Annotated in this window: 15 protein-coding genes and 1 tRNA gene; 8 read left to right on the top strand and 8 right to left on the bottom strand. The window is 32.6% G+C overall.

What is annotated here, in order from left to right; all coding sequences use genetic code 11:
- The first annotated feature begins 30 nt into the window (after window positions 1-30).
- Window positions 31-1,881: a cation:proton antiporter gene (locus ABD730_RS14085; protein ID WP_334468568.1), complete on the top strand. Its 1,851-nt coding sequence runs from the start codon at window positions 31-33 to the stop codon at window positions 1,879-1,881.
- Between the two features lie 352 nt (window positions 1,882-2,233).
- Entirely contained in the window at window positions 2,234-2,488 is a 255-nt protein-coding gene (locus ABD730_RS14080; protein ID WP_334468566.1) for a hypothetical protein, read from the top strand.
- 61 nt (window positions 2,489-2,549) lie between these two features.
- Here ABD730_RS14080 and lepA read toward each other — a convergent pair whose 3' ends face one another.
- Window positions 2,550-4,346: a translation elongation factor 4 gene (gene lepA / locus ABD730_RS14075; RefSeq protein ID WP_215926322.1), complete on the bottom strand. Its 1,797-nt coding sequence runs from the start codon at window positions 4,344-4,346 to the stop codon at window positions 2,550-2,552.
- Between the two features lie 308 nt (window positions 4,347-4,654).
- On the opposite strand from lepA, the gene ABD730_RS14070 reads away from it, so the two are divergent.
- Window positions 4,655-7,081, top strand: coding sequence for a TonB-dependent receptor domain-containing protein (locus tag ABD730_RS14070; protein ID WP_344715530.1), 2,427 nt, complete (start codon window positions 4,655-4,657; stop codon window positions 7,079-7,081).
- Here ABD730_RS14070 and ABD730_RS14065 read toward each other — a convergent pair.
- Window positions 7,078-8,181 carry a TolB family protein gene (locus ABD730_RS14065; protein ID WP_215926318.1) on the bottom strand — a complete coding sequence of 368 codons (1,104 nt, stop codon included), beginning with the start codon at window positions 8,179-8,181 and terminating at the stop codon, window positions 7,078-7,080. The two genes, ABD730_RS14070 and ABD730_RS14065, sit on opposite strands and share 4 nt — an antisense overlap.
- A 151-nt stretch (window positions 8,182-8,332) precedes the next feature.
- Between ABD730_RS14065 and ABD730_RS14060 the strand changes: the two genes are divergently transcribed.
- Entirely contained in the window at window positions 8,333-9,577 is a 1,245-nt protein-coding gene (locus tag ABD730_RS14060) for a M28 family peptidase (protein ID WP_344715527.1), read from the top strand.
- 177 nt (window positions 9,578-9,754) lie between these two features.
- Window positions 9,755-10,438, top strand: coding sequence for a hypothetical protein (locus tag ABD730_RS14055; protein ID WP_344715525.1), 684 nt, complete (start codon window positions 9,755-9,757; stop codon window positions 10,436-10,438).
- 92 nt (window positions 10,439-10,530) lie between these two features.
- On the opposite strand, the gene ABD730_RS14050 is transcribed toward ABD730_RS14055, so the two are convergent.
- Window positions 10,531-11,064, bottom strand: a complete 534-nt coding sequence (locus ABD730_RS14050; protein ID WP_344715523.1) for a hypothetical protein — start codon at window positions 11,062-11,064, stop codon at window positions 10,531-10,533.
- Between the two features lie 77 nt (window positions 11,065-11,141).
- On the opposite strand from ABD730_RS14050, the gene dusB reads away from it, so the two are divergent.
- Window positions 11,142-12,134, top strand: coding sequence for a tRNA dihydrouridine synthase DusB (gene dusB, locus ABD730_RS14045; protein WP_215927399.1), 993 nt, complete (start codon window positions 11,142-11,144; stop codon window positions 12,132-12,134).
- A gap of 90 nt (window positions 12,135-12,224) precedes the next feature.
- Here the strand turns inward: dusB and ABD730_RS14040 are convergent, their stop codons facing one another.
- Together ABD730_RS14040 and rbfA are read right to left on the bottom strand one after the other, a co-directional pair.
- Window positions 12,225-13,427, bottom strand: coding sequence for an ABC transporter permease (locus ABD730_RS14040; protein WP_344715520.1), 1,203 nt, complete (start codon window positions 13,425-13,427; stop codon window positions 12,225-12,227).
- On the bottom strand, window positions 13,428-13,826 hold the full coding sequence (gene rbfA, locus ABD730_RS14035; RefSeq protein ID WP_215926308.1) for a 30S ribosome-binding factor RbfA: 399 nt from the start codon (window positions 13,824-13,826) through the stop codon (window positions 13,428-13,430).
- Between the two features lie 117 nt (window positions 13,827-13,943).
- On the opposite strand from rbfA, the gene mce reads away from it, so the two are divergent.
- Together mce and ABD730_RS14025 are read left to right on the top strand one after the other, a co-directional pair.
- Complete coding sequence (gene mce / locus ABD730_RS14030) at window positions 13,944-14,348, top strand: methylmalonyl-CoA epimerase (protein ID WP_334468552.1); 405 nt, start codon at window positions 13,944-13,946, stop codon at window positions 14,346-14,348.
- A gap of 81 nt (window positions 14,349-14,429) precedes the next feature.
- Window positions 14,430-14,503: transfer RNA gene (locus ABD730_RS14025), tRNA-Ile, on the top strand.
- Window positions 14,504-14,675: 172 nt separating this feature from the next.
- Here ABD730_RS14025 and ABD730_RS14020 read toward each other — a convergent pair.
- Genes ABD730_RS14020 through ABD730_RS14010 form a run of 3 tightly spaced genes read right to left on the bottom strand, consistent with a single transcriptional unit; the run spans window position 14,676 to window position 17,418 of the window.
- Complete coding sequence (locus ABD730_RS14020) at window positions 14,676-15,971, bottom strand: TRAP transporter large permease (protein ID WP_344715517.1); 1,296 nt, start codon at window positions 15,969-15,971, stop codon at window positions 14,676-14,678.
- Window positions 15,971-16,435 (bottom strand): TRAP transporter small permease, encoded by a 465-nt coding sequence (locus ABD730_RS14015; RefSeq protein WP_282030180.1) that lies wholly within the window; start codon window positions 16,433-16,435, stop codon window positions 15,971-15,973. The genes ABD730_RS14020 and ABD730_RS14015 overlap by 1 nt, the downstream gene beginning before the upstream one ends.
- The gene (locus tag ABD730_RS14010; RefSeq protein WP_344715514.1) at window positions 16,432-17,418 is read right to left on the bottom strand and encodes a TRAP transporter substrate-binding protein; all 987 of its coding nucleotides are present in this window, start codon (window positions 17,416-17,418) and stop codon (window positions 16,432-16,434) included. The genes ABD730_RS14015 and ABD730_RS14010 overlap by 4 nt, the downstream gene beginning before the upstream one ends.
- Between the last annotated feature and the right edge of the window lie 23 nt (window positions 17,419-17,441).

The raw sequence follows: 17,441 nt of genomic DNA, 5'->3' as shown, positions 1-17,441 counted from the left end.
AATTTGTATTTTCACACAAAAAGAGAATAAATGTTAGAACTAGCCGGAATAATAATTCTTGGAATATTAGCCCAATGGGTTGCTTGGAAATTTAAAATACCAGCAATTTTACCCTTAATTTTAATCGGACTTTTAGTAGGACCAATTGCTGCTGAATTTTTAAGTGAAGATGGTTCTAAATGGATAGAACCCATTTGGAATGGTACCAAAGGTTTATTTCCTGGTGATAGTCTTTATTATTTTGTATCACTTGCTATAAGTATTATTTTATTTGAAGGAGGTTTAACCTTAAAACGCGCCGAAATAAAGAATGTAGGCCCTGTAATTACTAAATTAATTACCGTTGGTTCTGCCATTACGTTTTTTGGTGCTGGTATAGTAGCGCGTTATACTTTTAATCTAAGTTGGGATTTATCTTTCCTATTTGCAGGCCTTATTATAGTTACAGGACCAACAGTAATTACACCTATTTTACGTAATATTCCTCTTAAAAAAGATGTATCTACCGTTTTAAAGTGGGAAGGTATTCTTATAGATCCTATTGGAGCCTTAGTAGCCGTTTTGGTATTTGAATTTATAAGCGTTGGTGGTGATAGTGGTTTTACTAAAACAGCTTTAATGGAGTTTGGTAAAATTGTTTTATTTGGTACCACATTTGGTTTTACGTTTGCCCATGCCTTGGCTTTTGCAATTAATAAAAAATTGATTCCTCATTATTTGTTAAATGTCGTATCGCTTTCAACTGTATTACTTGTTTTTGTAGAATCTGAATTATTTGCACACGAGTCTGGTTTATTAGCTGTTGTAGTTATGGGAATGGTGTTAGGAAATAGTAAGTTAGAAAACTTAAAAGAATTACTTTATTTTAAAGAATCACTAAGTGTATTATTAATTTCTATATTATTTATCCTCTTAGCTGCAAATATTGATATTGATGATTTATTGTTGCTTTATACATGGAAAACGGCGATTCTTTTTGCTGCTGTTGTCTTTATAATTAGACCTTTAGCTGTTTTTGTAAGTACTCAGGGTTCTAAACTTAATCTTAATGAAAAACTGTTTATAAGTTGGGTAGGACCACGTGGTATAGTTGCCGCAGGTATTGCGTCACTTTTTGGAAGTAAATTAATGAGACAAGGTGTTGAGGGTGCAGAATATATTACACCTTTAGTATTTATGATTGTTTTAGGAACGGTTTTATTAAATGCCACAACTGCGCGTTTATTTGCACGATTAGTTGGTGTGTTCTTAACAAAATCTAATGGTATTTTAATTGTTGGAGCTTCAAAATTATCACGATTACTAGGGCATTATTTAGAATCTAACGGAAGACATGTGGTATTGATTGATAGCAATCAAAATAATATAGATAAGGCTCACGAATTAGGTCTAGAAGCTTTAAATACTAATATATACTCTGATACGCTTTCGGATAATATTGAATTAAATGACGTTGGTTACATTATGGCAATGACTGGAAATTCAGATATAAATGCCTATGTGATTGAAAAATTTGGTAAAGAATTTGGAGAAAATGGATCGTATAGGTTGGTGACATCTGACGAAATGAATAGTCCAGAGAATAGTCCAAAAGAAGGTTTGTTTTCTCCAACAGATGATTATATTAATTTAACTGAGGTAACTCGTAAATATCCAGCTATTCAAGAAATAGAAATAGATAATAAGGAACATTATGTAAGCCTTATGGAAATGGCGAGTAAGGATAAATATATGATTCCGTTGTTTTTAAAAGATGACGAAGGAGAACTTCATATTATTTCAGTTCATAATATGGAAGTGCCAGAAATAGGCCAAGATTTTAAGTTGGTGTATCTGGGAAAACCCTTTGATGTAGAAAAAGTGGCTAATGAAGAAGCTTAATTAAGGCTCTTATAGATAAATTAAGATAGCCTGCTAATAGCGTTTTTATAAGCGATTTAGATATTTTAGTATACCAGCTGTATTGGTTGTTTAGGCAGAATCTATTTTGTATTTTCATCTGTGATAGGTCGTATTTATTAAAATTATATTCGTTTTTTAACATTTTTTTTGAATTTTTTAAACCGCGATAAAGCCTTTATATAGTTGTTTTTCACGGCTTTAGTAGGTGTAACTTTATAGTATATAGGGAATTGCAATCATAGAAGGTCTGAAAATACTTGTCAATTACTTTTGTTTATGTTTTAAATAGTGCATATTTGTTAAAATTTTTAACAAAAATCAAATCTTAATTATGAAAAAATTTATTTTATCTTTTGCTGTAATTGCTGCTATCGGATTCACATCATGTTCTAGTGATGATGATAATGGAGGAAATGACGATAATGGATGTGTAACTTGTGATGGTTACGAAATTTTAGGACAGTCAGTTCCTGCTATGGAAGTTTGTGAAGGCGAAAACGGAAACGCTTTTGTTCAAGGTGAAGACACTGAAACAGCTTTTGATGAATTTATTGCAGGATTAGAACTTATTACTACTTGTGATTAATTCTTAATCAGTTAATAATATATAAAAAGCCGTAATGACATGTCATTACGGCTTTTTATTTTTAATCATTCAGCTTTAAAACAGCCATAAATGCTTGTTGAGGTATTTCTACATTACCTACTTGTCTCATACGTTTCTTACCTTTTTTCTGCTTTTCTAACAGCTTACGTTTACGAGAAATATCACCACCATAACATTTTGCGGTAACATCTTTACGCAATGCTTTTACTGTTTCTCTAGCAATAATCTTTGCACCAATAGCAGCTTGTATAGGAATATCAAATTGTTGTCTTGGTATTAATTCTTTTAACTTTTCACACATCTTTTTACCAATGTTATGCGCGTTATCTGCATGTATCAAAGCCGAAAGGGCATCAACAGGTTGTGCATTTAATAAGACGTCTAATCTTACTAATTTAGAAACTTTCATACCAATTGGATGGTAATCAAAAGAAGCATAACCTTTAGAAACAGTTTTTAAACGATCATAAAAATCGAAAACAATCTCTGCTAATGGCATTTCAAAAATTAACTCAACACGTTCTGTAGTTAAGTACGTTTGGTTAATAATCATACCACGTTTTTCAATACACAAGCTCATTACGTTACCTACAAAATCAGATTTAGTAATAATTGTTGCCTTAATAAAAGGTTCTTCAACACGATTTACAGTTGTTGGTTCTGGTAAGTCACTAGGATTGTTAACAATAAAAGCCTCATCAGGATTTTTGTTTGTATAGGCATGATAAGATACGTTAGGAACTGTAGTAATTACAGTCATATCAAATTCACGCTCTAAACGTTCTTGTATAATTTCCATGTGTAACATGCCTAAAAATCCACAACGGAAACCAAAACCTAAAGCAGCAGAACTTTCTGGTTGAAACACTAAGGAAGCATCATTAAGCTGTAGTTTTTCCATAGAGTTTCTCAACTCTTCGTAATCTTCTGTATCTACAGGATATATACCTGCAAAAACCATTGGTTTTACGTCTTCAAAACCTTCAATAATATTGGTTGTTGGATTATTAAAATCCGTAATAGTATCACCAACTTTTACTTCTTTTGCGGTTTTTATTCCTGTAATTAAATAGCCAACATCGCCCGCTTTTACACTTTGTTTTGGGACTTGGTTTAATTTTAAAGTACCAACTTCATCTGCATAATATTCTTTATCTGTGGCAACGAATTTAATTTTTTGTCCTTTTTTAATTTCACCATTAAACACTCTAAAATAGGTTTCAATACCTCTAAATGTGTTGTAAACGGAATCAAAAATTAAGGCTTGAAGCGGTTCATCTACATTGCCTTTTGGAGCAGGAATACGTTCTATAATTGCTTTTAAAATATTTTCGACACCAAAACCTGTTTTTCCACTAGCATGAATAACTTCTTCCGGATCACAACCTAAAAGATCAACAATATCATCAGTAACTTCTTCAGGATTTGCACTTGGTAAATCTACTTTATTTAAGACTGGAATAATTTCTAAATCATTCTCTAAAGCCAAATATAAATTAGAAATAGTTTGTGCTTGTATGCTTTGCGCAGCATCTACAATTAACAAAGCACCTTCACATGCAGCAATAGATCTAGAAACTTCGTAAGAAAAATCTACATGGCCAGGAGTATCAATAAGATTGAGTACATATTTTTCTCCTTCATACACGTAATCCATTTGTATGGCGTGTGATTTGATAGTAATACCGCGTTCGCGCTCCAAGTCCATACTATCTAAAAGTTGGGCTTGTTGTTCTCGAGCGGTTACAGAACCTGTAACATCAAGTAAGCGATCTGCTAGTGTACTTTTTCCGTGGTCAATATGTGCAATAATGCAAAAATTACGAATGTTTTTCATGTCTCTTTTCTAAGGCAATAACTAATTGGCAAAAGTACATGAATTTTTTCATTTGAATTTTGTAAGTTTTCAAATTAAATAAATTCTATGGGCTAGCGAAGTGATTACTGAAGTGAAGCTGAATTTTATACTTTTTAAGTTTAAAAAATTAAGATTTTACTGAAGAAATATAATCGATTTCTTGCGCTTTGTGACATCAAAAACCAGAATAAAAACAGTTGTAAAATAAGAGAAAAGGTTGCTCTATTGCGGAAAAACCGCAATCAAAAGTGAAAAACAATTTATATATTGCAAGATAAACCTATTTCATGATTGTTCGCCTACGTTATTATTTAAGTGTATTTCTTTATACGCTATGTTTTATGGCTTATGCACAAGATTTTTCAATTTCGGGACAGGTTATGGATTTAAATAGTAATCCTATTGCCCTAGCAAATATGATTGTTTTAGCTGAAGATGGCAGCACTTTTTTAAAAGGAACATCAACTGACGATATTGGACATTTTAAGATTGAAAACCTTGTTTCAGACACATATGTCATTAAAATTAGCTTTATTGGTTTTGAAGATTTTACACAACGAATCATTTTAAGAGGCCATTTAGATTTAAAGAAAATTCAACTTATCGAAATTCCCGAAAATTTAGATGAAGTTACCATAATTGCTAAAAAACCAACGATTACACGCAAACCAGACCGCTTAATTTTTAATGTCGAAAACACCGCATTAAGTGAAGGTTCTACGCTTGGTGTTTTAAAAAGTACGCCAGGAATAATTGTATCTGAAGGTAGTATTAATATTAAAAGTTCTCCTGCAACAGTTTATATAAACAACCGTAAAGTACAATTGACTTCTGAAGAGTTAATACAGTTGCTTGAAAGTGCACCAGCAAATAGTATAAAGTCAGTTGAGGTTATTACAAATCCGCCAGCAAGTTACGATGCAGATTCTGGTTCTGTAATTAATATTATAATGAGTAAAAACTTGGCAACAGGCTATAGAGGAAGTGTGTTAGCAAATTATACACAAGGTGTTTTTCCACGGTATAACGCAGGAACGAGTCATTATTTTAAAAACAACAAAATCAATCTTAATTTAAACTATAGTTATTCTCAAAACAAAATCAATAGAAATCAAGATGATACGGTTAATTTTTTAGATAATTTAAATGAAATTGAAGAAATCTGGACATCTAATATTAATAGAAACACATGGTCTCAAACACATAACCTTAACCTTAATTTCGATTATTACATAGACGATAAAAACACCTTGAGTCTTACGAGTACAGGTTTATATACACCGTATTTTAAATATCAAATAAGAAATAAGACTAATATTACAGACGAAGACTTTGTTTATAAAAAACGCTTTACCTCAGATAATTTATCTAGAGATAATAAGTATAACATTGGTACAGATGTAATCTTTAGCCACGCTTTTGAAAATAGTGCTTACTTAACATTTAATGCGCATTATACCATTTACGATTATGAGCGCGACCAAAATGTACTCACTAATAAGTTTGATGTTAATAATATATTTGAAGGTACTTCGGAGTTTAATTCAATAGCCAATCAAAACACCAATATTGTAACAGGAAAAATAGATTATAGTTTACCAATTAATGAGACTTCTAGTTTTGATGCTGGAGTAAAATACTCTAATGTAAATACAGACAGCGACATTACAAAATTGGATATAGTTGGAAATTCAGAAGTCATAGATGTTAATAATACAGATGCCTTTATATATGATGAAAAAGTGTTTGCTGCCTATTCCAATTATATTAAATCTTGGAATAAATGGGAATTAAGTCTTGGTCTTAGAGTAGAACAAAGTTATATTGAAGGCGAGTCGCTTACATTGGGAGAAACCAATACGCAAGATTATTTAGATTGGTTTCCTAACGTAAGTTTATCTCATCAAATTTTAGAAGAAACTAGTGTATATGCAACGTACAAACGCAGTATAACAAGACCAAGTTATACAGATTTAAACCCGTTTACATTTTTCTTAAACGAGAATACCGTTGTATTGGGTAATCCTAATTTAGTACCAACCTATAGAGATCATTATAAAATAGGGACTAATTTTTTAGAGCATTTTACTGTTGAAGCTTATTATATGAATTACGATGGTGATATTGTAGAGCTACCTCGTCAAAATAACCAAACCAATGAAATTGCTTTTACTCCCATAAACCTAGATAAAAAAGTAGAATATGGATTTGATTTTGTTTTTGACTATTATCCAACCAGTACTTGGAACCTCTATTTTGTAACCTCTTTTTATAATATTTCTGAAGAAGCAAATTTTGGAGAAGATTTTGTAAAACAAGATCAATGGTCTAACTACAGTATTTTACACAATAGTTTCTCTTTTTTAAAAGACCAGAGTTTAAATGCGAGTTTAACCTTTACTTGGGTGGGTAAAAACTTGCAACAATTTCAATCTGTTGAAGATCGTTTAGTTTCTGAGTTAAGTGTTTCAAAATCTATTTTAAAGAAAAGGGGAGTTATCTCATTGTCTGTAGAAGATTTTTTCAATCTACAAGACCAAGAAACGTCAACAGATTATCTCAACCAATTAAACTCTAGCTTTGTAGATTATGATAATAGGTATATTAAATTAGGTTTCCGTTATAATTTTGGAAATACAAAATTAAAGACCAATGAACCAGATCCAGATCAAGAAGAACTAGACGAACGTAAGCGACTTAAAGATTTAAATTAATCTTGCCATTCTGCAATAAACAAGTTGGTGTCTCTACCACCTCCATTATTTCTATTAGAAGAAAAGACTAAGTATTTCCCATCATTAGAAAATACTGGAAACGCATCAAAGGTTTCACTGTGTGTAACACGCTTTAAATTCTTGCCATCAATATCAATTAAATACAAATTGAAAGGAAATCCACGTTCAGATTCAAAATTAGAAGAGAACAATACTTTCTCACCAGAAGGGTGAAAAAACGGACTCCAATTGGCGTTACCTAAATCTGTTAATTGGCGTAAATCAGAGCCATCTGCATTACAGATATACAATTCCATATCGGTTGGTTCAACTAAACCTTCAGCCAATAAATCTTTATAGTTTTTAATTTCTTCTTCCGTTTTAGGACGCGAAGAACGGAAGATTAATTTTGTACCATCTGGAGAAAAGAAGGCTCCACCATCGTAACCTAATTCGTTAGTAATTTGTTTTACATCGCTACCATCAATATTCATGGTATATAATTCTAAATCGCCACTTCGTGTAGACGTAAACACAATCTTATCACCTTTTGGAGACACGGTTGGTTCTGCATCGTAACCTACTTCGTTAGTTAATTGTTTTACAATATTACCTTCTAAGTCGGCTACAAAAATATCGTAGCTATCGTAAATAGGCCAAATGTATTTTCCATTTTTTCTTAGTGGAGTTTCAGGACATGCTTCATCTCCAAGATGCGTAGAAGCATAAATAATATGTTTGTTATCTGGCATAAAATAAGAACAAGTAGTTCTTCCTTTTCCTGTACTTACCATAGGAGGAGCAATACTATCTGTAAATGTTTGGTTGGCATCCATGATAAACATTTGGTCACATTCAACTCCCCATTTGGTATTATTAGATTGAAACACGAGTTGTTTATCGTCAAAACTCCAATACGCTTCAGCATTATCTCCACCATAAGTCACCTGTCTTAAAGACTTAAAATGGGTTTCTTCAGGATAGATTAAAGAATCGTATGTTTTAGTAGCACCAGAAGTCGCTTCGGTTGTTGTATTGGTCTCATTTTTACAAGAAGAAAGAGTAAGGAGTAGAATTAAAATTGTGACGATTCTGTTCATAATAAAGAATTATAATAAGTGACTTTTAATGCCTAATTTTGTGCAAAAGTAAGATTTAAAGATGAAATAAAGCACGAAATATTGCGGATTAATAAATCCTGTATTTTATGATAAAACACATTTTTAAAGAAAATTAAAACGATATTTCGAAATGAAAAAAGCACTAATTTTATTAGCATTAGCGGGATTTATATCCTGTAAAAACGAACCTAAGGTTGCTGAAAATAATATTAAAGACGATGTTACATTTTTAGCTGACGATAAATTAGAAGGTCGTCAAACAGGCACAGAAGGAGAAGTTTTAGCATCAGAATATCTTATTAAGCGTTTTAAAGAAATTGGAGTGCAACCAAAAGGAACAGATGGTTTTTTACAATCGTTTTCTTTTAAGCCTAAAACAGATCCACATAGCGAAGTAGAATTTACAAAAAATGCAGACAGTACAATAACGGGCCACAACGTCGTTGGCTTTATAGATAACAATGCGAAAACAACAGTGGTTATTGGTGCGCATTACGACCACCTAGGTTTTGGAGGAGAAGGCTCTTTATATCGAGGTGAAGATAAAGCCGTACATAATGGAGCAGATGATAATGCGAGTGGAGTAGCAGTGATGCTAAATTTAGCGAGTAGATTAAAAGTAAAAAATGACCAGTCTAAAATTAAAGATAAAAACAACTACTTGTTTCTAGCATTTTCGGGTGAAGAAATGGGATTATTAGGCTCTAATTATTTTTCCAAAAACCCAACTATTGATGCAGCATCTATCAATTACATGATAAATATGGACATGGTTGGCAGAATGAAAGCCGATAGTACTTTGGCTGTTTACGGTACAGGAACGTCTCCTATGTTTAAACAAACATTAAAATCTAATAATGATAAATTTAAATTGGTTGAAAACGAAAGTGGAGTAGGTCCTAGTGATCATACGTCTTTCTATTTAATTGATATTCCTGTATTACATTTCTTTACAGGACAACATGAAGATTATCACAAACCAGGTGATGATGCCGAAAAATTGAATTATGAAGGCATGAATTTAATTTCTGATTATATCTACAATATTATAGCAGATTTAGATGATAACGGAGAATTGGCGTTCCGAAAAACAAAGAATGAAAGTGAAGAAACACCGCGTTTTAAAGTAGGTTTAGGAGTTGTACCAGATTACCTATACGACGGCAAAGGGATGCGAATAGATGGTACTCGAGAGGATACACCTGCATTTGCTGCTGGTTTACAAAAAGGTGATGTCGTTCTTAAACTAGGAGATAGTACTATTACTGATATGATGAGTTATATGCGTGCTTTATCTGTTTTTGATAATGGAGATGAAGCTGCTATTACGGTAAAACGTGGAGAGGAAACAATTGATACTAAGGTACAGTTTTAGGAGGCCTACGAAGTATTTGTTTTACTAATAACTCTAACCATGCCATATATACAGCATTGATAGAATTGTAAATTATATACAAAAGTAAAGGAGAGTATAATATTAGTTAATTTAGTATAAATTAGGTTTTTAATAAAGATAGCGTACTTTTACTCCCAACCTAAAAACAATTCTACTTTGAAAAAACTATCAATTTTAACACTTTTATTAGCTACTATTATGTTTTCTGCTTGTAGCAGTGACGATTCGAGTTCAGAATCAGATGTAAATAATGATGATTATTTATATTTTATTTCTGGAAAGATAAATGGTGAACCATTTGTATACGGACAAAAAGAAACGGCAACAACATTAGATTACTCATTGTTGTTCTCTGGAAACTCAATTACAACAACTTGTGCTTACTATCCAGATAATGGTGGGTTAAATTACGCTATAGGTGTTTATCCTAATTTTGATAATGAAGCAAGACCAAATATGAGTTTTGATTTCATTCGTATGTATTTATGTGGATCAGAAGATTCTGCAGCACAAACGTTCAACGATGCTTTTCCTGTAAGTTCTTATGATTATGCTATAAGCGATAATGTAGTAAATGGTTCTACAGGAGATGTAAGTGTGTCTTATTCTCCAGATTCTACAGTAGAAGAATGGTACTCAACCTTAGGTGGAGATCAAAGCGGAAGTAATTTTGAAATTACAAGCTCTACAAATACTAACGTAACCTTTGGTGCACAAACCATAGAAATAAGTCAGTTGCTAGAAGGAAACTTCTCTTTAAAATTATATAATACAGAAAATCCAACTGATGTTATAGAAATCACTGAAGGACAGTTTAAATTACCTATGACATTCGATTAAGTTACATCATAAAATAATAAAAAAAGCCTTTACAATTTGTAAAGGCTTTTTTTGTCTTATAAAACGTTAGATCGTTCTAAAATCATAAAGTATTAAACACCTAATATTTCGGCATCTACTCTAAATGTTGTGTCTATTGTAATATCGTGTGTTTCGTTAATGGTTTCATCTGTAACAGTTCTAACACGCAGAGTAAAATTATCTTTTTTAATGTATGCTTTTAATTCTTCGCCTAGAATATCCAATTCTAGAGTGCTTGAATTTGTGTTTTCTAAATCATAGATATTTGCAATTTCAACTTCATCAATATCTTCTGCCTCAATATATACATGAATTTCCTTCAAAAAATTAAAATTACTATCGTCTGGAGAATTAATTGTAAGTTTTATTCGCTTTAGTTTAATACTTTCAATTAAGTCTTTATGTGTGTTGTTAATTTCAAATGAAGATTCAGAATCCGTTGTAATATCTGGAGTAAAAAGATTAAAAGGAGTGTTTATTAATGTTGTTGAAGCAACAGAAAAATTAGTTTGATAATCTAAATCAAATTTAGTTAACTCGTCTATAACACTACAGCTTGAAAGTAATATAAAAGCTATAAAAGGTAAAAGCAGGCTCTTTTTCATATTAAGATTTTGGTGTAAATATACATTTTAAGAAACTAATGAATAAAAACCTTAATTTTGCACCAAAATTAGAACTCTTGGTTAAAATAGGCGACATAGAATTACCAGATTTTCCATTGCTTTTAGCACCTATGGAAGATGTAAGCGATCCACCGTTTAGGGCACTTTGTAAAGAACAAGGAGCAGATGTGGTGTATACCGAGTTTGTGTCTAGTGAAGGATTAATTCGTAATGCAGCAAAAAGCGTTATGAAATTAGATATCTATGAAAAGGAACGTCCTGTTGGTATTCAAATTTTTGGAGCCAATATGGAAAGCATGTTACAGACTATTGATATTGTCGAAAAATCGAATCCAGATATTATTGACATTAATTTTGGTTGTCCGGTTAAAAAGGTAGTCTCAAAAGGTGCAGGAGCTGGTATTTTAAAGGATATCTGCTTAATGGAACAACTGACCGCCGAAATGGTAAAACGCACCAATTTACCAGTTACTGTAAAAACCAGATTAGGTTGGGATCATGACTCTATAAAAATTGTTGAGGTAGCAGAGCGTTTGCAAGATGTAGGTTGTAAAGCTATTGCAATACACGGTAGAACTAGAGCGCAAATGTATAAAGGTGAAGCCGATTGGAAACCTATTGCTGAAGTTAAGAATAACCCTAGAATGCATATTCCTGTGTTTGGAAATGGAGATATTACCTCTCCTGAAAAAGCAATGGAAATGAGAGATTCTTATGGTTTAGATGGAGCAATGATAGGACGAGCAACTATTGGAAATCCTTGGTTTTTTAAACAGGTAAAACACTTTTTTGAAACGGGAGAACATTTAGCACCAATTTCTTTGGCCGAACGTGTTGATGCAGCCAGAAGACATCTTCAAATGGCAATAGATTGGAAAGGTGAAACTCTAGGTGTTTTTGAAACGAGACGGCATTATACCAATTACTTTAAAGGCATTCCACATTTTAAAGAATACCGAATGAAAATGGTAACTAGTGATGATTCTGCAGCTGTATTTGCAGCCTTTGATGAAGTGTTAGCTGCTTTCCCAGATTATCAGTTTGAGTAGAGTAGAAGTGCTACTAACGAAAAGCTAACTTTAAAAAAGTAGCCGTAATTATTACTCTGTGTTTTTTTGTCTTTTATATACGAGTTTTACCTAACTTTTAATTAAACTAGGAGTGATACGTTGTGACGCAATTCTAGAGGCTATAATTCCTAAAGCAAAAATCGTTGCAAAGACAATTAACACATTAAAAAAGTTAAACTTAACAGGGTAGGCTAAATCTGGAGTAAGCATTATTAATTCAAAAGATTGCTGAATAAATACAACAGCTAATCCTATCACTATACCAATTATACCGCTTACAATTGTCATTAAACTGCCTTGTAAAAAGAAAATGGATTTTATGGCTTTGGTTTCTGTTCCTAAATAAAATAAGGTATTAATTGATTTCTTTTTATCTAAAACCATCATAATAATAGCACCAATAACATTGAATAGTGAAATGATAATTACTAAAGTGAAGATGAGGTAGATCGCAAGGTTTTCAGTATTCAACATTTTAAATAATGCATCATTGAGTTCTGCTCTATTTTTAATGTTAAACTTATTTCCATAGGATGCTTCAAGTTGATCTCTAATAGCATCTTCATCGGCATCAAGTTTTAATTTAAGTTCTAAAGCACTCAATTGTCCTTCGTTATAACTCAACAATTGCTTAGCGAGTTCAATATTTGAAAATATATAATTATTACTTAACTCTTCGTTAATTGTAAATAAGCCAACATTATTTACAAAAACAGAATTGTAATACCCTTTTATAGAGCTAGCTTGTCCCTTTCCTACTTTTGGTACATATAAAGACAATGGTTTTAAGAAATCAAAAACACCAAAAGATAAATTGTCAGAGATTCCCGAGCCAGAAACCACATCATTACTTTCAGGTGTAAGCCATTTACCTTTAGTTACCATTGCTTCAATGTTGGTAACATTTAGGTAGTTTTTATCTACCCCTTTTAGGGTCGCAATAAGATTTTTATTTTCGGATCTAATAATAATACGTTCTTCTATAATTTCAGAATAATTGGCGACGCCTTCAATTTTTAAAAGGGTTGCTTTATCATTTTCTGTCCATATAAAAGATTTACCTTCAGAGGGTATTAATTTTAAATCTGGATCTACGAAAGAAGAGAATTTAAGACTAAAATCTTTTAATCCTGAAAAAACTGAGAGTACAATAAAAAGTGCTGCTGAAGCAACAATAACTCCACCAGAAGCAATTAAAGTCATTATATTAATAGCATTATTACTGCTTTTAGAAAACAGATATCGTTTTGCTATATATAAAGGGAAATTCACTTAAGATTTTTTACGCTTACCTAGTAAATCTGGATTTTCTAATGGGTTATCTTCTCCTTTTAGAGAACGTTCAATGCCATCAATATATTCTAAAGAATCGTCTATAAAAAATTCTAATTGTGGCATACGTCTTAATTGATGACGTGTACGCTGAGATAATTCGTGTCTAATAAGTGGTTTATTAGACTTAATCCCTTCTAATAATGCTTCTGCTTCCTTATTCGGAAAAATACTAAGATATACCTTAGCCATAGACAGATCTGTAGTTACATTTACTTTACTAACAGAGATGATAACACCACGTAAACCGCCATCAGTAGCTGCTTTTTGTAATACTTCTGCTAAGTCCTGCTGTAGGATGCCTCCTATTTTTTTTTGTCTTTGTGTAAATTCTTCCATGATGATTATTATAACTAATCATCTGCAAAAGTAGAGGTTATTTAAGGATTATCTTATTTTTGAGTGTAAATTATTAATGAGATTTCTGCTTTTGCGGAAACTGAATCAAATTTTTAGATGAAAAAAATAGAACATATAGGCATTGCTGTAAAGGATATAGAAAAATCTAATACGCTTTTTAAAGCCTTATTTGGTGAAGACCATTATAAGATTGAAGATGTAGAAAGTGAAGGTGTAAAAACCTCCTTTTTTAAATGCGGCCCTAATAAAATTGAATTGCTTCAGGCTACTAATGAAGCGAGTCCAATAGCCAAATTCATTGAAAAAAAGGGAGAAGGCATGCATCATATTGCCTTTGCCGTTGATGATATTGAAGCGGAAATACAACGCTTAACGGCAGAAGGTTTTACCATGATTCATAAAAAACCAAAGCAAGGAGCCGACAATAAGTTGATTGCTTTTTTACATCCAAAATCGACGAATGGAGTTTTAATTGAGCTATGTCAAGATATAAAGGGTTAAAAATTCTTTGACAGTTTTAAAATATGTAGTAATATTGCAGACTCTTTTAAATAAGAGTACAAATTAACAGCAATGTTAATGGGTCCCATAGCTCAGTTGGTTAGAGCACCTGACTCATAATCAGGTGGTCCTTGGTTCGAGCCCAAGTGGGACCACTAGTAAAATCAAGCCTTACAGAGATGTAAGGCTTTTTTTGTTTCATTAAATGATAATAAGAGTGATTGCTGTTTTATAATGCTGTTATAATCCATTTTTTTCTTTAATAGGATACTAAGTGATAGCTTGACTATACTTCTAAAACCGGAAAGATACTGCCAAAGCAACATTTTAATACCCAAATAAACTTGGCAACCACAAGCTTAATCCTGAAAAATAGGTCACCAATAGTAAGGAAATGATCATGGCTGCAAAAAGTGGTAAAAGTGGCTTAACAACTTTCTCTATGGTTGTATTTGCAACACCAACTCCTACAAATAAAACCGATCCTACAGGTGGAGTACATAGGCCTATACATAAATTTAGAATCATAACGATCCCAAAATGTACGGGATCCATGCCAAGCTTTTCTACGATAGGTAAAAATATTGGAGTAAAAATGAGTACAGCAGGTGTCATATCCATAAATATACCGACAACCAATAATATCAAATTAATAATTAGTAATATAACTATGGGATTATTGCTTGCTCCTAATAAAGCTGTACTAATATCATTGGGAATATTCTCGTAAGACATTACCCAAGACATACTCGTAGATGCACCAATCAAAAGCATTACAATCGCGGTGGTGCCGCAGGCTTCTAATGAGATTTCTGGTAAATCGTTAAGCGTGATTTCCTTATACCAAAAGCCTAAGATTAACGTATAAAGAACAGCGATAGCAGATGCTTCTGTAGCTGTAAAAATACCGGCTACAATACCTCCAATCACTACAACAAGTAACATTAAACTAGGAAAAGCTCTAAAGAATGTACGTCCAACGTCTTTTAAAGAACTCTTCTTACCTACATTATAGCCTTTCTTTTTTGCCCAAAAAGAGGCAACAATCATAAGAAATAATCCTGTTAAAATCCCAGGAATATAGCCTGCTAAAAACAAGGCAGCGATGGACACACCTCCACTTGCCAATGAATACACAATGAGCACATTGCTTGGTGGAATTATTAATCCTGTAGTTGAAGATGTAATGTTTACGGCTGCTCCAAATTCTTTTGAATAGCCTTCCTTTTCCATTTCGGGTCCTAAAATACTTCCCATAGCTGATGCAGATGCCATTGCAGATCCAGCTATGGCTCCCATTAACATGGCAGCAATGACATTGATTAACGCTAATCCACCGGGAAGCGCACCGACAAGTGTTTTAGCAAAATCTATTAAGCGATGTGCAATACCACCTTTATTCATAAGTTGGCCTGAAAGCACAAAAAAAGGTATTGCTAACAAGGCAAAACTATCTAAACCAGTCGCCATGCGTTGGGACACAGTGGTCAACGCAGGAAGCATGGCTATACTTGTCATCATCGTTAATAATGATGAAATGGCAATACTCCATCCCACAGGCACACTTAGTAGTAATAACCCAATAAAACTAAATACTAAAATGAGTATAGGTAAATATTCCATTATAATTGTTTGTTTATAATATCAGAAAGTTTGTAATAAATAATCAAGATGCCACTAATAGGAATTATCGCATAAACCACAGCTAATGGAATTTGTAATGCAGGCGAAGACTGTTTTAAAGTAAAGGTGATATATACTAAACGTAGTCCACCAATTACAAGTGCTGCAAGGCAAAAAACAATAATAATCCAATTGACAACTATCTTTAATTTTGTTTGTCCTTTTTTATTCAGTCGTGATGGCAGCAAATCTATGGCAACATGCAATCGCTTTCCAGAAATATAAGCAGCTCCTAAAACACCGACCCAAATCATGAGGTATCGTGCTAATTCATCTGTAAATGAACTTGGTGTGCCCATGACAAATCTTGTAAATACTTGCCACAATACGTTTATAACCATCACTCCCATAATTATGGCGAGTGCAGTGCCCAATACCTTATCCACTTTTTTTCTTAACTTCATAATTCTTGGCTTTCTTGAATTCGTTTAATGAGGCTATACATCTGTGCATCATTTTTATAAGATTCATAAATAGATTCTACCTTATTTTTAAACATCGTTTTGTCTGGTTTAACAACGGTAACTCCAGCTTTTTTAACGGCTTTCAATGCTTCTAATTCTGCTTTTGCCCATAATTTTCGTTGATACTCTATGGAAACATCTACAGCTGATTGCAACCATTCTTTTTCTTGAGCACTCAAAGTTTCCCACAAATGTGTACTAATAATTAATACATCTGGAATCGTAGTGTGCTCGTCCAAAGAAAAATACTTGCAAACTTCATAATGTCTTGAAAGATAAAATGTAGGAGGATTGTTTTCTGCACCATCTACAACACCTTGCTGTAAAGCGGTATATAATTCTCCTGATGATATTGGAGTAGGAGAGCCTCCAAGACTTGTAACCATGTGCATGGCTGTAACGCTTTCCATGACTCTGATTTTTAAGCCTTCTAAATCTTTTGGTGTTTCAACAGTTTTTTCTTTAGTGTAAAAACTGCGACTTCCGGCATCATAATATCCTAAACCTTTTAGCCAATATTTTTGTCCCCCATCCAACAATTCTTTTCCAATAGTACCATCTAAAACATTAAACGTATGTTCACGATCTTTGAAAATGAATGGTAGACCAAACACTTTCATATCTGGCGAAAAATTTTCCATAACTGCAGCAGATACTTTGGTCATATCTAAACTTCCTATTTGAAGCAGCTCTAAGCATTGACGCTCAGAACCTAATTGCTGGTTAGGATATATTTCTAATTTTAGTTTTCCTTTAGAATTTTTGTCAAGCTCTTCACCCATACGTATCATGGCCTTGTGTACAGGATGATTTGTGTCTAATCCGTGAGCTAATTTGATTGTTTTTTCGTTTTGTAACGTTTCACAAGACGTAAAGGTCATTAATAATAGAAATGAAATAAATATTGGAACAATTGTTTTCATTGAAATCATTTTAAATTAAGCTT

Origin of the sequence: Winogradskyella damuponensis (assembly GCF_039538385.1) — a bacterium.
In the GTDB taxonomy this organism is placed as follows: domain Bacteria; phylum Bacteroidota; class Bacteroidia; order Flavobacteriales; family Flavobacteriaceae; genus Winogradskyella; species Winogradskyella damuponensis.
Note: the sequence above shows the minus strand (reverse complement) of the source record. Positions and strands in the feature narration are given on the sequence as shown.